Origin of the sequence: Nocardioides sp. (assembly GCF_035697785.1) — a bacterium.
In the GTDB taxonomy this organism is placed as follows: domain Bacteria; phylum Actinomycetota; class Actinomycetes; order Propionibacteriales; family Nocardioidaceae; genus Nocardioides_B.
The window spans coordinates 1-18,143 of record NZ_DASSCL010000109.1 but is presented as its reverse complement, the minus strand read 5'-3'; the positions used below and the strand labels follow the sequence as shown (position 1 = coordinate 18,143).

The following is an 18,143-nucleotide window of genomic DNA, read 5'->3' as shown; positions in this document are numbered from 1 at the left end:
CGCGGGGTGGCGGTCAGCCGGGGCCGAAGGTGGTCAGGAACCGGTCCCGGAAGCTGTCCATCCGCCAGACCGGCGCGTCCGGCCCCGGGCGCAGGCCCTCGTCCCAGCCCCAGCCGGAGACCTGCCGCAGCACGTCGGGGTCGTGCGCGAGGATCGACACCGGCACGTCGTGGTCGGGGTCCGGGCCGGTGACGTAGGTGTGCGGCTGGTGGTCGCCGAGCACGACCATCACCAGGTCGTCGTCGGCGTAGGTGCCGACCCAGGAGACCAGCGCCTCCAGGGAGTAGGCCACCGACGAGGCGTACTGCTCGCGCACGTCGTCGGGGTCCTCGAACACCTCGTCGGAGGTGGGGCCCTCCTTCTGCATGCCCTTGTAGACCGAGCCGTCCCCGAGGGAGCTCCACGGCACCATGCGAGGCAGCGGGGCCCACGGGTGATGGCTGGAGGACAGGTCGACCTCGGCCATCACGGGCTCCCGGTCCCGCTCCGTCAGCTCGAGCTGCTCGAACCTCGAGAGCAGGTACTGGTCGGGCACTCGCGACCACCCAAACTTCGGGCCGGCGTACTGCAGCGCGCCGAAGTCGACGAGCCCGTCGTAGCCGTAGAAGTTCGCGCCCTCCGGCCAGGCCTTCTTCACGGCGGGAAGGGCGAAGACCGTACGCCAGCCCGCACGCTCGAACGCAGAGCTGAGCGTCATCCGATCTCCCGCCAGCAGCTGGTCGTAGCGCTGCTGGTTGTCGAGCCACAGCCCGGACTGCAAGGTGGCGTGCGCCAGCCAGCTGCCGGCGCCGAACGTGGGCGAGGTCAGGAAGCCGCTGCGCGCGGAGAAGCCCAACGCGTCGAGGCGGCTGGTCCCCGCCTCGAGGACGCGGCTGACCTCGGGGGAGAGCACCGGGTCCTCGATCGCGACCCGGCCGTAGCTCTCCACGAACACGACCAGGACGTCCTTGCCGCGGAGCCCGGTCAGGAGCCTGTCCGCGGGCACGTCGGCGAACGGGTCGTCCTCGACCTCGGCGGTGAAGATGACCCGGTCCCGGATGTCGGCGCGGAGCTGGCGTACGTCGGAGTAGACCCGCTCGGCGGCACTGGCGGAGGCCACTCGTCCGCCCGGCGAGAGCTGGAGCCCGGTCACCGCGGCGAGCACCCAGGCGAGGCCCAGCGCGCTGACCGCGACGAGTGACGGGCGACGGTGAACTGCGGCCAGCCGGGTGAGACGCAGCGTCGCGAGCGGGAGCAGCGTCAGGGCGGCGACGGTGCCGAGGACCGCACCGACGACGGCGGCGACGGCCCAGCCCAGCCCCTCGGTATCGCGCACGACGCCGACGCCAGGGCCGAGGAAGGCCCAGTCGACCGCGGGGTCGAAGGGCCGGTCGAGCACCACCTCGAAGCCGATGTTGGTCACCTTCACCACCAGGACGAGGCCGAGCAGGAGGCCGAACACGACCGCGGTGACCTGGCGGGCCCGCTCCGGCAGCACGACGGCGAGCGCGATCACGACGAGCGCCTCGAGGGGGATCCGGAGGAACGTCGAGGGGGTCAGCAGGTCGAGCTCGTCGGGAAGCACGAGAGCCGCCCAGACCAGGACGCCGGCGAGCAGCGTCAACGCGAGCGAGAAGGCCCGGTGTCGGTGCCCCCGCCCCGCGTGAAACAACCGCACGTGTGTCCCTCCCACAGCGTCGCGCTACACAGTCCCATACGTGAGCCGCCATGCTGGGGTTCACCAAGTGGTCCCTCCCGGGACCGGCGGAAGGGGTGAGCGGTGACGCACGAGGCGTTCGCCTACTGGCTCGAGGAGCCCGGGCGGGGGGAGATCAGGCCCGCACAGGTCCCCGACCCAGGCCCCGACCAGGTCCTGGTCCGCACGTTGCGCTCGGCCGTGAGCCGGGGGACCGAGTCGCTCGTCTTCCGCGGCGAGGTGCCCGTCGACCAGTACGACGTGATGCGCGCGCCGTTCCAGGACGGCGACTTCCCGGGCCCGGTGAAGTACGGCTACCTCAACGTCGGGGTCGTCGAGCAGGGGCCCGAGGCGTTGGACGGCCGCACCGTCTTCTGCCTGTTCCCGCACCAGACGAGGTACGTCGTCCCGGCCGACGCGGTCACGGTGGTTCCCGACGGAGTACCGCCGTCCCGCGCGGTGCTCGCCGGCACCGTGGAGACCGCGGTGAACGCCCTCTGGGACGCGGCACCTCTGGTCGGGGACCGGATCGCCGTGGTGGGCGCCGGCATGGTCGGCTGCTGCGTGGCTCGCCTGCTGGCCCGGATGCCCGGCGTCGAGGTCACCCTGGTCGACGTCGAGCCGGAGCGTGCCCGCACGGCTGCGGCGCTGGGCGCGGACTTCGCTCGGCCGGAGGAGGCGGTCGGTGCCCGGGACCTGGTGTTCCACACCAGCGCCACCTCGGCCGGGTTGCAGCTGTCCCTCGACCTGCTCGCGCCGGAGGCGCAGGTGGTGGAGGTGAGCTGGTACGGCGACACCCCGGTCACCGTGGCCCTGGGCGGCGCGTTCCACTCCGCTCGGCTCGGCATCCGGGCCAGCCAGGTGGGCACGGTCGGTGGCGCTCGCCTAGGGCGCCGCTCCCTGGCCGAGCGGCGGGCACTGGCGCTCGACCTGCTGCACGACGAGGCGTTCGACGTGCTGCTCACCGGGAGCTCGAAGTTCGAGGAGCTGCCGGACGTGATGCCGCGACTGGTGTCGGGCGAGCTGCCGGCTCTGTGCCACACGATCGTCTACGACCAGGGGGAGAACTGATGTTCAGAGTGACCGTCCGCGACCACATGCTGGTGGCGCACAGCCTGCGCGGCGAGGTCTTCGGGCCGGCACAGGCACTGCACGGCGCGACGTACGTCGTCGACGCGACATTCCGCGCGGAAGAGCTCGACACGGACGGCATCGTCGTCGACATCGGGCTGGCCACCCAGGAGCTGCACGCCGTGGTCGCCGACCTGAGCTACCGCAACCTCGACGACGACCCCTCGCTGGCCGGGGTGAACACGACCACCGAGACGCTCGCGAAGGTGGTGGCCGACCGCCTGGCCGACCGGATCGCCGACGGCGCGCTGGGGGAGAGCGCGCGCCGGGCCGCCTCGCTCGAGGTGGTGCTGCACGAGTCGCACGTCGCGTCCGCGGGTTACGAACGGTCACTGTGACCGGTGCGGGCGCGATGACCGTCCTGCACGCCGTCCTCCCCGACAGCGTGGACGACCCGCGGCGGCCGAGCGGCGGCAACGTCTACGACCGCCGGGTGCTCGACGGCCTGCGCGACCTGGGCTGGGAGGTCCACGAGCACCTGGTGCCGACGCCCTGGCCGCGGGTGGACCCGGCCGCCCGGGGGCTGCTCGAGAGCATTGTCAGTGGGTGTCCGGACGGTGCGCTCCTGCTCGTCGACGGCCTGGTGGTCTCTGCCGGGCCCGAGGTCCTCGCGGCGGCCGGTGCGCGGCTGCGGCTCGTGGTGCTGTCGCACATGCCGCTGGGGCACGCCGACGATGCGGCGGCCGCGGGGGAGCGCGCGGTGCTGGCGCATGCCTCGGGGGTCGTGGCGACGAGCCGTTGGACGCGTGACTGGCTGGCCGAGCACCACGGCGTCCCCGCGCAGCGCGTGCGGGTCGCCGTCCCGGGTGTCGACCCGGCGCCGACCGCCGTCGGCACCAAGGATGGGGGTGGGCTGCTGTGCGTCGCGGCGGTGACTCCCGGCAAGGGCCACGACGTCCTGCTGAGGGCGCTGGAGGGAGTCTCCGACCTGACCTGGCGGTGCACCTGTGTGGGCGCGCTCGACGTCGACCCCGAGTACGCCGACGGTCTGCGCCGCGCGGCCGAGGACCGCAGCCTCGGAGACCGGCTCACGTTCACCGGACCGCTCACCGGGGAGGCGCTCGACCGGGCGTACGCCGCTGCCGACGTGCTCGTGCTGCCCTCCCGCGGGGAGACCTACGGCATGGTGATCGCGGAGGCGCTGGCTCGCGGGCTGCCCGTCGTGTGCACCGAGGTCGGGGGTGTGGCCGAGGTGTTCGGGCCCGGCGGCGACCGGGACCGTCCCGGCCTGCTGGTGCCGGTCGGGGACGCCGTCGCGCTCGCGGACGCGCTTCGCGCATGGCTTTCGGAGCCCCCGCTCCGCACCCGTCTGCGTCGGTCCGCGCGACGGCGCCGGGACTCCCTGCCCGGCTGGCCGGACGCGGCCCGGGTGCTCTCCGAGGCACTGTCCGCCGTCCGGTCTGAACCACCCCGGCGTCCGATCCGTATGGGCAAGTAGGCACGAGCAGAGGGGAGGTCGGGCGATCGGGCAGCGACGCTGGGCCTGGGTTCGTCTCGCGTGCGGGGCGGCCGTGCTCGTCGTGCTCGTCGGCTCGCTCGGCTTCGGACCGTTCGTGCAGGGCCTGCGCGACCTCAGCCTGGCCGCGCTCGCCGCCGCGATGGTGATCACCGCGCTGTCGATCCTGTGCGCTGCCTGGCGGTGGCGGCTGGTGGCCCGCGGGCTCGGCCTCGACGTACCGCTCGGCGCCGCGTTCACCGCCTGCTACCGCGCCGCGTTCCTCAACTCCACCCTCCCGGGCGGTGTGCTCGGCGACGTGCACCGGGCCGTGGACCGCGGTCGGCGGACGGGGGAGCTGGGACGCACGGTCCGCTCGGTCGCCTGGGAGCGCTCGCTGGGCCAGGGGGTGCAGGTCGCGCTCACCGTCGTGGTGCTGCTGGCCATGCCCTCACCGATCCGCACGCCCCTGGTCGTCGCGGCGGTGCTGGCCGTGGCTGCCGGTGTGCCGATCGTCCTGCTGCTGCGTGGCCGGCCGGTGCGGGGCCGCGGGTGGCCGTCGCGGGTGCTCCGCGCTGCGGTCGAGGACCTCACGGCGATCCTCAGGGGACCGCGCGTCTGGCTCGGCATCGTCGCCGCCTCGCTGCTGGTGGCGCTCGGCCATGCGGCGGTCTTCGTGGTCGCCGTTCGGGCGTCCGGGGAGACCGTCCCACTGGGCACCGCACTGCCGCTGGCCCTCGTGGTGCTGCTCGCCGCGGCCATCCCGGCGAACCTCGCCGGTTGGGGTCCGCGCGAGGGCGCCGCGGCCTGGGCCTTCGGCTTCGCGGGACTCGGGGCGGCGCAAGGCGTTACCGTCTCGGTCATGTACGGCGTGATGGCGCTGGCCGCCACACTGCCCGGGGCGCTCGCGCTGGTGCCTCTGCGGCGCGCTGCGCCCGAGGCGGTGAGCCGTGCCTGATCGCCCCTACACCGTGCTGAGCTGTGCGATGTCCATCGACGGCTACTGCGACAGCGCGTCCGACGAACGGCTGGTGCTCTCCAACGCCGAGGACCTCGACCGGGTCGACGCCGTGCGCGCGGGTTGCGACGCGATCCTGGTCGGCGCCGGCACGGTCCGCAACGACAACCCCCGGCTGGTCGTGCGCGACTCCGCCAGGGCGGCGCAACGCGTGGCGCGGGGACAGCCGCCGACGCCGATGAAAGTGACGGTCACCGAGCGCGCGAAGCTCGACCCGGAGGCGCAGTTCTTCACCGTGGGCGACACCGTCAAGCTCGTCTACTGCGCCGGCGACACGGTGGACACGGCCCGGGACCTGCTCGACGGCGTGGCCACGGTCGTGGACGCGGGCCGTCCGGTGCGGATGCGGTGGCTCTGCGAGGACCTGCACGCACGGGGCGTGCGGCGGCTGATGGTGGAGGGGGGCGGGACCGTGCTCACACAGTTCCTGACCGAGGATCTGGCCGACGAGCTGCAGCTCGTGGTGGCCCCGCTGTTCGTCGGGGACTCCCGCGCGCGACGGCTCGTCGACGACGGGCGGTTCCCGTGGCGGCCCGACAGTCGCGCCCGGCTGCTGGAGACGCGCCCCATCGGCGACGTCGTACTCCTGCGCTACGCGCTGTCGTCGCGCTGCCCGGTGCCGGCCGAGGACGCCCGATGACCCGCCGCGACCTGCCGGCGGCGACCATCCGGACCCAGCTCACGCTGCCGCTGAGGTTCGCGGACGGGTTCGCGACCGCCGCGCGGGTCTTCACCTTCGACGGCCTCGTCGACGGCCGCGAGCACGTGGCGCTCGGCCTGGGTGAGCACGCGCTCCCGGTCGCGCGACCCACCGCGGGCGACTGGCGCGCCGCTGCGCCGCCGCTGGTCCGGCTGCACAGCGAGTGCCTCACCGGAGACGTGCTGGGCAGCCAGCGCTGCGACTGCGGTCCGCAGCTCGCGGAGGCGGTGCGGCGGATCACCAGGGAGGGCGGCTTCCTGCTGTACCTGCGGCAGGAGGGCCGCGGCATCGGCCTGTACGCCAAGCTCGACGCCTACGTCCTGCAGGACACCGGGCTCGACACCTACGACGCCAACCTGGCGCTCGGGTACGCCGCCGACGAACGCACCTACGCCGCGGCCGCGCAGATGCTGCACGCGCTCGGGCAGGAGGACGTCGCGCTGCTCAGCAACAACCCCGACAAGGGCGACCAGCTGGAGTGCCACGGCATCACGGTCAGCGAGCGGGTGCCGACCGGCGTCCACCTGAACGCCGCCAACGGGCGCTACCTCGCGGCCAAGGCCGACCGCGGCGGACACACCCTCGACGGGGTCTGGGGCGACGAGCCGGAGTCCGCCGGCTCCTAGCCGCCGCCCTCCGCTATCGGAGCCCGCACCGCGGCGTACGCCGGACCCTCGGGGAGATGAGGCGCAACGCTCAGGATCTCCCGCTCGTCGGACCCGCGGCCGTGCAGGAGCACCCCCAGCGGAGTCGAAGGGTCGGTCGAGCCGTGGGTGGCCACAGTCGGGGGAGCGAAGGTGCCGGTCACGACGCGACCTCCGGTCCCTGCGGGACCAGCTCGGCGGCGGTGCGGACCCCGGACCACTCGCGCACCTCGTCGTCGAGGTGGAGCCGCTCGACCGGTGCGGCGTTCTCGTAGGCACCCCACTGTGCCCGGGGGAGCATCCACATGACCTCGAACTCGTTGCCGTCCGGGTCGGTGGCGTAGAGGCTCTTGGTGGCGCCGTGGCTCGACTCGCCTTGGAGCGCCCCCAGCTCGGCCAGCGTGGACCGCGCCTCGACCAGCTCGTCGATGGTGTCGACCTGCCAGGCGAGGTGGTAAAGCCCGAGCGTGCGGCCGGGTCCGCTGACTTCCTGGGGTTGCGGCCCGACGCCGAACAGGCCCAGGTCGTGGTGGTTGCCCGATCGCGGCAGCCGGAGGAAGGCCGCGTCGGCACGCGGCTCCCTCGCAACCACCTGCATCGCGAAGGCGCGCTGGTAGAACTCGACGCTGCGCTCCAGGTCGGCGACGAACAGCACCGCGTGGTTCAGCCGGACGGCGTTGACGGTCATGCTCAGGCGTTCTCGGAGACGAGCGCGATGGCGGAGATGTCGAACTCGAGCTTGGCCCTCTCGCTGACCAGCACGCCGCCGGTCTCGAGGGCGGCGTTCCAGGTCAGGTCCCAGTCCTTGCGGTTGACCGAGACGCTGCCTTCGAAGCCGATGCGCCGGTTGCCGAACGGGTCGGTCGCCGCGCCGGTGTGCTCGAACTCGATCGTGACCGGCTTCGTCACGTCCTTGATGGTGAGGTCGCCGGTCAGTGCCCACGTGTCGGCGTCGACGAGCCTGGCGGAGGTGGAGGCGAAGCGGATCTCGGGGTAGGTCTCCACGTCGAAGAAGTCGCCGGAGCGCAGGTGGCCGTCGCGGTCGGCCGAGCCGGTGTCGATGCTGGCTGCCTTGATGACGATCTGCGCCGACGAGGCGGCCGGGTTCGCGGCGTCGAAGTGCGCGGTGCCCTCGAACTCGCCGAACTGGCCGCGAACGGTGGTGACCATGGCGTGCCGGGCGGAGAAGCCGACGCGGGTGTGCGAGGCGTCGATGGCGTAGTCGCCGGAGAGGGTGGTGGTCGCGGCCACGGGAGCCGGGACGGTGGCGGTGCTGGTCTTGCGGTTGAACAGACCCATGAGGTGCTCCTCGGATAGATAACTTGAAGGTTCAATCAATATAGAGAGCCGAATGTTGAAATGTCAAGCGTTCCGTCCGAGGGATGGTCACGGCCCAGCATGGGGATCCCGGCCGGCGGGTATGAACCCCGGCGTGACTCATGACGGACCAGTCCTGGTGACCGGCGCCTCCGGGTTCGTCGGCCGCCGCGTCGCCGCCGCGCTCGAGGAGGCCGGGCACGCCGTGCGCGCGATGACCCGCCGGCCCGAGGCGTACGACGGACCGGGTGACCCGGTCCGGGGCGACGTGCACGAGCCCCCGTCCCTCGTCGAGGCGCTCGACGGCTGCGGCGCGGCGTACTACTTCGTGCACTCGCTGGACTCGGCCGACTTCGAGCGGCTCGACGCCGATGCCGCCCGGGCGTTCGGGCAGGCGGCCGGCGACGCGGGCGTCAAGCAGATCATCTACCTCGGCGGCCTCGGCGGTGACTTCGACCGACTGTCCTCGCACCTGCGGAGTCGTCGCGAGGTGGAAGGGCTGCTCGGGGCCGGCGGGGTCCCCGTGACGGTGCTGCGCGCCGGCATCGTCGTCGGGCACGGCGGGATCTCCTGGGAGATGACCCGCCAGCTCGTGCAGCACCTGCCGGCGATGGTGACGCCGCGCTGGGTCAGCACGCGCACGCAGCCGATCGCGGTCGACGACGTGGTCCGCTACCTCGTCGGCGTGCTCGGCCACCCGGACGCGGAGGGGCGCGTGTTCGAGGTCGGTGGGCCGGAGGTGCTGAGCTACGCCGACATGCTCAGGCGGGTGGCGAAGGTCGAGGGTCGCACCCTGCCGATCATCCCGGTGCCGCTGCTCAGCCCGGGCCTCTCGTCGCGCTGGCTCTCGCTGGTCACCGACGTCGACACCCAGGCCGGGCGCAACCTCGTGGACTCGATGGCCACCGAGGTGGTCGTCCAGGACGACTCGATCCGCGACGTCGTACCGTTCGAGCCGATGAGCTACGACGACGCGGTCCGCACCGCCCTCGCCGAGTGGCGCCAGAGCCGGCGGAAGGGCTGAGCCGGTGCACGGGCGCGGGCTCCGCCACCGGCTGCGGGGCCGGCTGCCGATGCCGCTGACCCACGTGGCGCCGGTGGCGCACCACGAGTCGCCGGCGGTGAGACGGCGGCGACGACGCGTGGTGGCCGGCGTATCGGTCGCCGGCGCGGGCCTGCTGGGGGCATCGTTGTCGACCCGGCCGGGCTCCAAGGAGTTCTACGGTGCGACCCTGACCGTCGCCGGCGTGTGGACGGCCGGCGGCCTGCTGTCGGGCCCCCTGCACCTCGGCTGGATCCAGGGGCGCGACCGGCGGCTGCGCCGCCCGGTGGTCACGCCGATCGCCACCGGTGTCGGCGCGTTCGGCTTCTTCTACGCCTGCGCCCTCGCCGCCCGGGCGATCCCGCCGTTGGACCGCGCGATCTCCCGCGTCCTCGTGTTCGCCGAGGAGGGCGACGAGCCGCTGGTGCTGCTCACGACGCTCGCGAACGGACTCGGTGAAGAGGTGTTCTTCCGCGGCGCCCTCTACGCGGCCCTCGGGGAGGAGCGGCCCGTGCTCACGTCCACCGCGGTCTACACCCTGGCGACCGCGACGACCCGCAACCCGGCGCTGGTGCTCGCCGCCGCGGTGATGGGCACGCTGTTCGGCTACCAGCGGCGCGCCTCCCACGGGCTCCAGGCGCCGGCACTCACCCACCTCACGTGGTCGGCGCTGATGGTGCGCTACCTCCCACCGCTGTTCCGTCGCGCCCACGAGGAGACCCGATGACCCGCCGGCTGGACACCCTGCTCGACCGGACGGTCGCGCCCGGCTACTCCAGGCTCGGCTATCTCGTACGACGAAGGTGGTGGCCCGACGACGACCCTCCTCCGGGGGCGCTGGCCGGCAAGCGGGCCGCCGTCACGGGGGCGAGCTCCGGGCTCGGACAGGAGACGGCGCTCGGCCTGGCCCGTCTCGGCGCCGCCGTTCACCTGCTGGTCCGCAACGAGTCCCGGGGGAGGGCGGCGGCGGAAGCGATCACGGCCGAGCTCCCCGGTGCCGAGCTGCACGTCGAGGTCTGCGACGTGTCCGACCTCGAGGACGTGCGACGCGCGGCCGGCGACCTCGTGGCCCGGCTGCCCCGTGTCGACGTACTCGTGCACAACGCAGGTGCCATGCCGGCCGAGCGGACCGAGGCGCCGGGTGGTCACGAGCTCACCGTCACGCTGCACGTGCTCGGCCCGCTGCTGATGACCGAGCTGCTCCGGCCGGTGCTGGCCGGTCACGACGCCCGGGTCGTGCTGGTGTCGTCCGGCGGGATGTACACCCAGCGGCTCCCGGCCCACGACCCCGATTACCAGCGAGGGGAGTACAAGGGCGCCGTCGCCTACGCCCGCTCCAAGCGAATGCAGGTCGCGCTCACCCCGCTCATGGAGGAGCGCTGGCGCGGCGACGGCATCCGCGTGCACGCGATGCACCCCGGCTGGGCGGACACCCCCGGGCTGGCGACGTCGCTGCCGCTGTTCCGCAAGGTGACGAGCCCGCTGCTGCGCGACGCTCGTTCCGGCGCCGACACCGTGGTCTGGCTGGCGGCGACCCAGCCGGCTCCGCCGGGCGGCCGGTTCTGGCACGACCGGGCCGCGCGCGACACGCACTACCGCGCGGCGACACGTGAGGCACCCGGCGACCGGGATCGGATGTGGCAGTGGGTGCTCGACGCCGCCGGGCTGCAACGCGACTGAGCCGGTGAACGCGCTGCTCTGGGGGTGGCTGCCGGTAGGTTCGCCGCCATGACCGTGATCGGCGACGACGGCCTCGCTCGTCCGACGTGGGCGGCGACCGACCCGCTGCTGCGCGACTACTACGACACCGAGTGGGGGATGCCGGTCCGTGACGAGACGGGGCTGTTCGAGCGGCTCAGCCTCGAGGCGTTCCAGTCCGGCCTCTCCTGGGCGACGATCCTGCGCAAGCGCCCGGCGTTCCGCGCGGCCTTCGACGGCTTCGACCCCGACACGGTGGCGGCCTACGACGAGCACGACGTCGCCCGGCTGATGGCCGATGCCGGGATCGTGCGCAACCTCCGCAAGATCGAGGCCACCATCTCCAACGCACGGGCGACCGTGGGGTTGCGCGAGGACGGCGGCCTCGTCGACCTGGTCTGGTCGTTCAAGCCCGACCGCACCCCCGCCCCGACGTCGTACGCCGACGCGCCCACCACGTCACCGAAGTCGAAGGCGCTGGCGAAGGCCCTGCGTGCCAAGGGCTTCGTGTTCGTCGGACCGACCACGATGTATGCGCTGATGGAGGCCGTCGGCATTGTCGACACCCACCTGGTCGACAGCCACCGGCGGGGCAGCTCGGGGATCTGGACATGACCCGTCGCACGCATCCTGCATCTTTTACGCGGACTTCCGGCGGCCCGTCCCCGGCCGCACCTATCCTGACCTCGGCGGTACGGAAAGGGGACAAGGGTGGACCGGTTGCGGTGCCCTCACTGTCGCAATCCCATCAAGCCGCAGCACGCGACCGCCGGGCCGTCCGAGGGCGGGGAGACCTATCACGCTGACTGCTGGGACCTGGCACGGCGGGTGAGCGTCGGGAGCGCCCTCGAGCAGCAGCTGGACTACCAGCGCCGGGTCGCCGCGGAGGGGTTGTCCGCCCTGATAGCGCCGTACGTCTCGGCGTTCGCGCGCCCCGAGGGTGAACCGACCCCGGCGTCTGACCCGCTGTCGATCTGACCCGGCGGCTCAGCCGGCCAGGTTCTGCAGCCGCACCTGACCACGGGCGACGGTCCGCCCTTCGGCGTCGACCGTCTCCACCACCCACACCTGCTGCGACCGTCCGCGGTGCACCGGCGTAGCGGTCGACCTGAGCTCGCCGTCGCTGACCGCCCGGTAGAAGTCGGTGTTGTTGTTGACCCCGACCACCTTGCCCCGATCGCCGAACCAGACGGAGGCGCCGACGCTGGCCAGCGTCTCCACCACCCCGCAGTGTGCGCCGCCGTGCGCGACCCCGAAGGGCTGGTGCAGGGCCTGGTTGACCGCCCAGGTGGCGACCACCCGGTCGCCGGTGACCTCCTCGTACCGGATGCCGAGGTAGTCGGCGAACGGGCCTCCCGGGTTCGTGTGCATTCGCCGATCCTAGTGGGGGGCCAATTCACTGGGGACCCAGTGAATCGCCCGCTCCCCGGTGTGAACTCACGGCGGGAAGGAGGAGATCGCCACGGGAAGGTCAGGCGAAGCCGCCGACCCGACCGGTTGCCGCGCCGGCCGTCGGTGGGTCGTGGCAGGCTGGCCCTGATGTCCACCCCGACGCTGCTCGCCATCGACGGCAACTCCGTGCTGCACCGGTGCTTCCACGCCTCCGCGCGCAGCGGGTTCCGCACCGCCGACGGCCGGGCCGGCTGGGCGATCCGCGGCTTCCTCTCCATGCTCGGCGCCGCCATCGACCGGGCCTGTGCCGACGCGGTCGTCGTGGGCTTCGACGACCCGGACGTGTCCGTACGCCGCGATCGGTGGCCGATCTACAAGGCGCACCGTGACCCCAAGCCTCCGACGCTCGACGAGCAGCTCGAGGAGGCCGTGCACGTGCTCCGTGACCTCGGTGTGGTGGTGGTGCGTCCCGAGGGGCTCGAGGCCGATGACGTGCTGGCGTCCGCGGCGGCCTGGGCGCCGACGGTCGGTGCGCGCACGGTGATCGCCACGTCCGACCGCGACTCGTTCGCCCTCATCGACGAGCACACCCGCATGTTGAGGATCCTCAACGGCGGCGTCGACGCCTCGCCGATGCTCGACCCGCACCGGCTCACGCTGGTCACGGGTGTCCGCCCGGAGCAGTACCTCGACTTCGCCGCGCTGCGTGGAGACACCTCCGACAACCTGCCCGGTGTCCGCGGCTTCGGCCCCAAGACCGCCGCCCGCCTGCTCGCGGAGTTCGGCTGCGCGGAGGCCGCCTTCGACGACGCCGTCGCCGGAGGGGAGCTATGCCGGGCGGCGCTCGGCAAGGCGCTCGCGCGGACCCTGGCCACCGACGAGGCCCGCGAGACCTGGCAGCTCAACCGGGCGGTGATGACGATGCACCGCGACCTGGCGCTCGGTCTCGAGCCCGCGGCCGGGCGCGGTGGGCTGCCGCTCCCGCCCGACGTGGTGCGCCCGGTGCTCTCCCGGTTCGAGCTGCACGCGCCGGGGCTCGTCCGGTCCCTCACCGGCATGGCGATCTCGGTGCCGCGTCCGGTCGACATGGACGACGCGTGGCGACCCCCGCGGGTCCACTCCGCCGCCCGGTTCCCGCCACTGCCGCGCCAGCCCGAGCCCGACCCCACCCTCTTCTAGGAGACCGCGGAGTTGGGCAGCCTCCTCGTGGCCGGCACCACCTCCGACGCCGGCAAGACCGTCGTGACGACGGCACTGTGCCGGGCCTTCGCGCGCCGCGGTGTCCGGGTGGCGCCGTTCAAGGCGCAGAACATGTCCAACAACTCGATGGTCACCGTCGAACCCGACGGCACCTGCGCCGAGATCGGCAGGGCCCAGTGGGTGCAGGCGATCGCCGCCCGGGTGCAGCCGGAGTCGGCGATGAACCCGGTCCTGCTGAAGCCCGGGAGCGACCTGGTCAGCCACGTGGTGGTGCGGGGTCGCCCGGCCGGGCGGCTCGGCGCGCACGACTTCGCCGGCGGTCGCGACGGCCTCGCCGAGGCGGCCTACACGGCGTACGACGAGCTGGTGGGGCGCTTCGACGTGGTGGTCTGCGAGGGCGCCGGCAGCCCGGCGGAGATCAACCTGCGCGCCCACGACTACGTCAACATGGGCTTGGCCCAGCACGGCCGGATCCCGACCGTGGTGGTCGGGGACATCGACCGGGGCGGGGTGTTCGCCGCGATGTACGGCACTCTCGCCCTGCTCGACGAGGCCGACCGCGCGCTGGTGGTCGGCTGGGTGGTCAACAAGTTCCGCGGCGACCGCGGGCTGCTGCGTCCCGGCCTCGACCGTCTCGAGGAGCTCACCGGGCGACCGGTGCTCGGCGTGCTGCCCTGGCTGCCCGACCTGTGGCTGGACTCCGAGGACTCGCTGGCGCTCCGTGACCGGGTACGCCGCACCGGGGCCGCGGCCGACCCGCTGCGGGTGGCGGTCGTGGTGCTGCCGCGAGTCAGCAACTTCACCGACGTCGACGCGCTGTGCGTGGAGCCCGGCCTCGACGTCCGCTTCGCCGACCGTCCGCGCGACCTGGCGACCGCCGACGTGGTGGTGCTGCCCGGCACCCGGGCCACGATCAGCGACCTGGCCTGGCTGCGCGAGACCGGCCTCGCCGACGCGGTCACCGCCCACGCCCGGCGGGGTGGTGTGGTGCTGGGGATCTGCGGTGGCTTCCAGATGCTCGGCGTGACGGTCTCCGATCCTGACGGGGTGGAGGGCCGGCCCGGCACCCGGGTCGAGGGCCTCGGGCTGCTCGACGCGCACACGACGTTCGACGCCGACAAGGTGCTGAGGCTGCCGGTGGGTTCCGCGCTCGGCGTACCAGCCTCCGGCTACGAGATCCACCACGGTCGCGTCGAGGTCGCGACGGGCGATGAGTTCCTCGGCGGGGCGAGGTCGGGCCGGGTCTTCGGCACCATGTGGCACGGCAGCCTCGAGGGCGACGACTTCCGGCACGCGTGGCTGGCCGAGGCCGCCGAGCTGCTCGGCCGCCAGGCGTTCCAGGCCGGACGCGTCTCGTTCGCCGGGCTCCGCGAGGCGCGGCTCGACACCCTCGCGGACGCCGTCGAGGAGCATCTCGACGTCGGCGCGCTCCTCGACCTCGTCCGCGGCTGACCGGCGGCCGGCGGCCGGTGCCGAGGGGTCACTCGTGCAGCGACACGCCGTCGAGAGGCCCGATTAGGTGACTCCTCGCGCGTTGCCCCGTCGGGGCGGGGAGGGTCAGGCGATCCAGACGGTCTTGATGTTGGTGAACTCGCGGATGCCGTGGTCGGCCAGCTCGCGTCCGTGACCCGAGGCCTTCACCCCACCGAAGGGGAGGGCCGGGAAGGACGCCACCATGCCGTTGATGAAGGTCTGGCCGGCCTCGAGGTCGCGGACGAAGCGTTCCTGCTCCTCGGAGTCGTTGGTCCACGCGTTGGAGCCGAGGCCGAAGCGGGTGGCGTTGGCCAGCGCGATCGCCTCGTCGACGTCGGCGACCTTGTAGACCATGGCGACCGGCCCGAAGACCTCCTCGCGGTAGACGTCCATGTCCTCGGTGAGGTCGGTGAGGATCGTCGGCGGGTACCACCACCCGTCCCGGTCGGGCCGCTCACCGCCGAGCACCACGCTCGCGCCCTTGTCGACGGCGTCCTTCACCAGCCCCTCGACGTCCTCGCGGCCCTGTTCCGTGGCGAGCGGTCCGACGTCGGTGCCCTCCTCCATCGGGTCGCCCACCACGAGGGCGGACATCTCCTTGGTGAAGTGCGCCATGAACTCGTCGTAGACGTCGGCGTGCACCAGGAACCGCTTCGCCGAGATGCACGACTGGCCGTTGTTCTGGGTGCGCGAGACGGTCGCCACCTTGGCGGCCTGCGCGAGGTCGGCCGACGGCATCACCACGAACGCGTCGGAGCCGCCGAGCTCGAGAACGACCTTCTTCAGCGACTCGCCCGCGGTCCGGCCGACGGCCACGCCGGCGCCCTCGGAGCCGGTGAGCGTCGCGGCGGCGACCCGGTCGTCCCGGATCACGCGCTCGACCTTGCCGCTGCCGATGAGCAGGGTCTGGAAGACGTCGTCGGGGAAGCCGGCCTCGCGGAACAGGTCCTCCATGAACAGGGCCGTCTGCGGCACGTTGCTCGCGTGCTTGAGCAGCCCGACGTTGCCCGCTGCCAGCGCGGGCGCCGCGAAGCGCATGGCCTGCCAGAGCGGGAAGTTCCACGGCATGATCGCCAGCACCACGCCGAGCGGAAGGTAGCGGGCGTAGGCCTTGCTCGCGTTCACCTTGGCGGCGTCGACCTCCTCGTCGGCGAGGATCGCCCCGGCGTGGTCGGCGTAGTAGCGCAGCACGGCGGCGCACTTCCCGATCTCGGCGGCCGACGCCTTCTTGGTCTTGCCCATCTCGAGCGTCATCAGCGAGGCGAGCTCGTCGGTGCGCCGGTCGAGGATGTCGGCCGCCGCACGAAGCCAGCCCGCGCGCTCCTCGAAGGAGGTCAGCCGGTACGTCGCGGCGGCGGCCGCGGCCCGGGCGATGCGCTCCTCGAGCTGCTCGTCGGTGAGCTCGTCGAACGTGCGGAGCACCTCTCCGCTGCGGGGGTCAGTCGTCGTGATCGGCATGGGGCCACTGTTCCATGCCCGCGGGCGCGAATGAAGTGCTGATTCCGCAGCTTCGGCCGAGCTCGCATCGTCGACCCGCTTGGGGGGTACGGTGCATCGGCAGCGCGACGAAGGACCCCGCTGCGCGACCATGACACGGAGCCCCGGAAAACCCGGGCCTCGCCAGCACCTCCGAGAGGGAACCATGCAGATCTGGCCCGGCCGCCCCTACCCCCTGGGGGCGACCTACGACGGCTCGGGGACGAACTTCGCCCTCTTCTCCGAGGTGGCCGACAAGGTCGAGCTCTGCCTGATCGACGAGCAGGGCGGCGAGACCCGGGTCGAGATGCAGGAGACCGACGCGTTCGTCCACCACGCCTACCTGCCCGGCGTCCAGCCCGGTCAACGCTACGGCTACCGGGTCCACGGCCCCTACCGGCCGGCCGAGGGCCACCGCTGCAACCCGGCGAAGCTGCTGCTCGACCCCTACGCCAAGGCGGTCGAGGGGCAGATCGACGGCGACGAGTCGCTGTTCTCCTACAAGTTCGACAACCCCGACAAGTTCAACAAGCGCAACAGCCGCGGTCACACCATGCTCGGTGTGGTGGTGAACCCCTACTTCGACTGGGGACAGGACCGGCACCCCGACCACGAGTACCACGACACCGTCATCTACGAGGCGCACGTCAAGGGCCTGACGATGACCCACCCCGACGTGCCCGAGGACATCCGCGGGACCTACGCCGGGATCGCGCACCCGGCGACGATCGACCACCTCAAGAACCTCGGGGTCACCGCGATCGAGCTGATGCCCGTGCACCAGTTCGTCCAGGACACGACCCTGGTCGACAAGGGCCTGGCCAACTACTGGGGCTACAACACGATCGGGTTCTTCGCCCCGCACAACGCCTACTCCGCCTCCGGCCAGCGCGGCCAGCAGGTGCAGGAGTTCAAGGCCATGGTGAAGGCGCTGCACGAGGCGGACATCGAGGTGATCCTCGACGTGGTCTACAACCACACCGCCGAGGGCAACCACCTCGGGCCCACGTTGTGCTTCCGGGGCATCGACAACGCCGCCTACTACCGGCTCGTCGACGAGGACAAGGTGCACTACTACGACACGACGGGCACCGGCAACACCCTGCTGATGCGGCACCCGCACGTGCTGCAGCTGATCATGGACTCGCTGCGCTACTGGGTCACCGAGATGCACGTCGACGGCTTCCGGTTCGACCTCGCGTCGTCCCTGGCCCGCCAGTTCCACGAGGTCGACCGGCTGTCCGCGTTCTTCGACCTGGTGCAGCAGGACCCCGTGGTCAGCCAGGTCAAGCTGATCGCCGAGCCGTGGGACGTCGGCGAGGGCGGCTACCAGGTCGGCAACTTCCCGCCGCTGTGGACCGAGTGGAACGGCAAGTACCGCGACGCGGTCCGCGACTACTGGCGCGGCGAGGGCTCGACGCTGGCGGAGTTCGCGTCGCGCATCACCGGCTCCTCGGACCTCTACGAGCACTCCGGTCGCAAGCCGATCGCCTCGGTCAACTTCGTCACCGCCCACGACGGCTTCACGATGCGGGACCTGGTCTCCTACAACGAGAAGCGCAACGAGGCGAACGGCGAGGACAACAACGACGGGGAGAGCCACAACCGGTCGTGGAACTGTGGCGTCGAGGGTCCGACCGACGATCCGGAGATCCTGGCACTGCGCGCCAGGCAGATGCGCAACATCATGGTCACCCTCCTGGTCAGCCAGGGCACGCCCATGATCAGCCACGGCGACGAGTTCGGCCGCACCCAGCGCGGCAACAACAACGTGTACTGCCAGGACTCCGAGATCTCGTGGATGGACTGGACGATGTGCGAGACCAACGCCGATCTGGTCACCTTCACCCGCCGGGTCACCGAACTGCGCAAGAAGCACCCGGTGTTCCGGCGTCGCCGCTTCTTCGAAGGCAAGCCGTTGCGCACCGGCGACGAAGTGCGC

20 protein-coding genes are annotated in these 18,143 nt (G+C 72.4%); 14 read left to right on the top strand and 6 right to left on the bottom strand.

The window, feature by feature from the left end; genetic code table 11:
* Positions 1-13: 13 nt before the first annotated feature.
* On the bottom strand, positions 14-1,657 hold the full coding sequence (locus tag VFH10_RS11185) for a CDP-alcohol phosphatidyltransferase family protein (RefSeq protein ID WP_325128478.1): 1,644 nt from the start codon (positions 1,655-1,657) through the stop codon (positions 14-16).
* Positions 1,658-1,759: 102 nt separating this feature from the next.
* Between VFH10_RS11185 and VFH10_RS11180 the strand changes: the two genes are divergently transcribed.
* Genes VFH10_RS11180 through VFH10_RS11155 form a run of 6 tightly spaced genes read left to right on the top strand, consistent with a single transcriptional unit; the run spans position 1,760 to position 6,585 of the window.
* Positions 1,760-2,746, top strand: coding sequence for a zinc-binding alcohol dehydrogenase (locus VFH10_RS11180; protein WP_325128476.1), 987 nt, complete (start codon positions 1,760-1,762; stop codon positions 2,744-2,746).
* Positions 2,746-3,144, top strand: coding sequence for a 6-carboxytetrahydropterin synthase (locus VFH10_RS11175; protein ID WP_325128474.1), 399 nt, complete (start codon positions 2,746-2,748; stop codon positions 3,142-3,144). Before VFH10_RS11180 ends, VFH10_RS11175 begins: the two co-directional genes overlap by 1 nt.
* The gene (locus VFH10_RS11170) at positions 3,141-4,244 is read left to right on the top strand and encodes a glycosyltransferase family 4 protein (RefSeq protein WP_325128472.1); all 1,104 of its coding nucleotides are present in this window, start codon (positions 3,141-3,143) and stop codon (positions 4,242-4,244) included. The genes VFH10_RS11175 and VFH10_RS11170 overlap by 4 nt, the downstream gene beginning before the upstream one ends.
* Positions 4,207-5,199: a lysylphosphatidylglycerol synthase transmembrane domain-containing protein gene (locus VFH10_RS11165; protein WP_325128577.1), complete on the top strand. Its 993-nt coding sequence runs from the start codon at positions 4,207-4,209 to the stop codon at positions 5,197-5,199. The genes VFH10_RS11170 and VFH10_RS11165 overlap by 38 nt, the downstream gene beginning before the upstream one ends.
* Positions 5,192-5,899, top strand: a complete 708-nt coding sequence (locus VFH10_RS11160; RefSeq protein WP_325128470.1) for a RibD family protein — start codon at positions 5,192-5,194, stop codon at positions 5,897-5,899. Before VFH10_RS11165 ends, VFH10_RS11160 begins: the two co-directional genes overlap by 8 nt.
* On the top strand, positions 5,896-6,585 hold the full coding sequence (locus tag VFH10_RS11155; RefSeq protein ID WP_325128468.1) for a GTP cyclohydrolase II: 690 nt from the start codon (positions 5,896-5,898) through the stop codon (positions 6,583-6,585). Before VFH10_RS11160 ends, VFH10_RS11155 begins: the two co-directional genes overlap by 4 nt.
* Here the strand turns inward: VFH10_RS11155 and VFH10_RS11150 are convergent.
* The 3 genes from VFH10_RS11150 to VFH10_RS11140 are packed head-to-tail and all read right to left on the bottom strand — an operon-like array spanning position 6,582 to position 7,902.
* The gene (locus VFH10_RS11150) at positions 6,582-6,767 is read right to left on the bottom strand and encodes a hypothetical protein (protein WP_325128466.1); all 186 of its coding nucleotides are present in this window, start codon (positions 6,765-6,767) and stop codon (positions 6,582-6,584) included. The two genes, VFH10_RS11155 and VFH10_RS11150, sit on opposite strands and share 4 nt — an antisense overlap.
* Positions 6,764-7,291, bottom strand: a complete 528-nt coding sequence (locus VFH10_RS11145) for a VOC family protein (protein ID WP_325128464.1) — start codon at positions 7,289-7,291, stop codon at positions 6,764-6,766. The genes VFH10_RS11150 and VFH10_RS11145 overlap by 4 nt, the downstream gene beginning before the upstream one ends.
* Positions 7,292-7,293: 2 nt before the next feature.
* Complete coding sequence (locus tag VFH10_RS11140; RefSeq protein WP_325128463.1) at positions 7,294-7,902, bottom strand: YceI family protein; 609 nt, start codon at positions 7,900-7,902, stop codon at positions 7,294-7,296.
* A gap of 133 nt (positions 7,903-8,035) precedes the next feature.
* Between VFH10_RS11140 and VFH10_RS11135 the strand changes: the two genes are divergently transcribed.
* From VFH10_RS11135 to VFH10_RS11115, 5 genes are all read left to right on the top strand, one after another.
* Positions 8,036-8,944, top strand: a complete 909-nt coding sequence (locus VFH10_RS11135; protein ID WP_325128461.1) for an NAD(P)H-binding protein — start codon at positions 8,036-8,038, stop codon at positions 8,942-8,944.
* Positions 8,945-8,948: 4 nt separating this feature from the next.
* Positions 8,949-9,689, top strand: a complete 741-nt coding sequence (locus VFH10_RS11130) for a type II CAAX endopeptidase family protein (protein WP_325128459.1) — start codon at positions 8,949-8,951, stop codon at positions 9,687-9,689.
* The gene (locus VFH10_RS11125) at positions 9,686-10,642 is read left to right on the top strand and encodes an SDR family NAD(P)-dependent oxidoreductase (RefSeq protein ID WP_325128457.1); all 957 of its coding nucleotides are present in this window, start codon (positions 9,686-9,688) and stop codon (positions 10,640-10,642) included. Before VFH10_RS11130 ends, VFH10_RS11125 begins: the two co-directional genes overlap by 4 nt.
* Before the next feature lie 48 nt (positions 10,643-10,690).
* The gene (locus VFH10_RS11120; RefSeq protein WP_325128455.1) at positions 10,691-11,275 is read left to right on the top strand and encodes a DNA-3-methyladenine glycosylase I; all 585 of its coding nucleotides are present in this window, start codon (positions 10,691-10,693) and stop codon (positions 11,273-11,275) included.
* Between the two features lie 213 nt (positions 11,276-11,488).
* Positions 11,489-11,638: a hypothetical protein gene (locus tag VFH10_RS11115; protein WP_325128453.1), complete on the top strand. Its 150-nt coding sequence runs from the start codon at positions 11,489-11,491 to the stop codon at positions 11,636-11,638.
* 9 nt (positions 11,639-11,647) lie between these two features.
* Here VFH10_RS11115 and VFH10_RS11110 read toward each other — a convergent pair whose 3' ends face one another.
* Positions 11,648-12,031: a PaaI family thioesterase gene (locus tag VFH10_RS11110; RefSeq protein WP_325128451.1), complete on the bottom strand. Its 384-nt coding sequence runs from the start codon at positions 12,029-12,031 to the stop codon at positions 11,648-11,650.
* Positions 12,032-12,199: 168 nt separating this feature from the next.
* Between VFH10_RS11110 and VFH10_RS11105 the strand changes: the two genes are divergently transcribed.
* A complete protein-coding gene (locus VFH10_RS11105) occupies positions 12,200-13,231 on the top strand; it encodes a 5'-3' exonuclease (RefSeq protein ID WP_325128449.1) in 1,032 nt (343 codons plus the stop codon).
* A gap of 12 nt (positions 13,232-13,243) precedes the next feature.
* Complete coding sequence (locus VFH10_RS11100; protein ID WP_325128448.1) at positions 13,244-14,704, top strand: cobyric acid synthase; 1,461 nt, start codon at positions 13,244-13,246, stop codon at positions 14,702-14,704.
* 105 nt (positions 14,705-14,809) lie between these two features.
* Here VFH10_RS11100 and VFH10_RS11095 read toward each other — a convergent pair whose 3' ends face one another.
* A complete protein-coding gene (locus tag VFH10_RS11095; protein WP_325128447.1) occupies positions 14,810-16,183 on the bottom strand; it encodes an NADP-dependent succinic semialdehyde dehydrogenase in 1,374 nt (457 codons plus the stop codon).
* A gap of 184 nt (positions 16,184-16,367) precedes the next feature.
* On the opposite strand from VFH10_RS11095, the gene glgX reads away from it, so the two are divergent.
* A partial coding sequence (glgX, locus tag VFH10_RS11090; protein ID WP_325128446.1) for a glycogen debranching protein GlgX occupies positions 16,368-18,143 on the top strand: 1,776 nt, incomplete at its 3' end.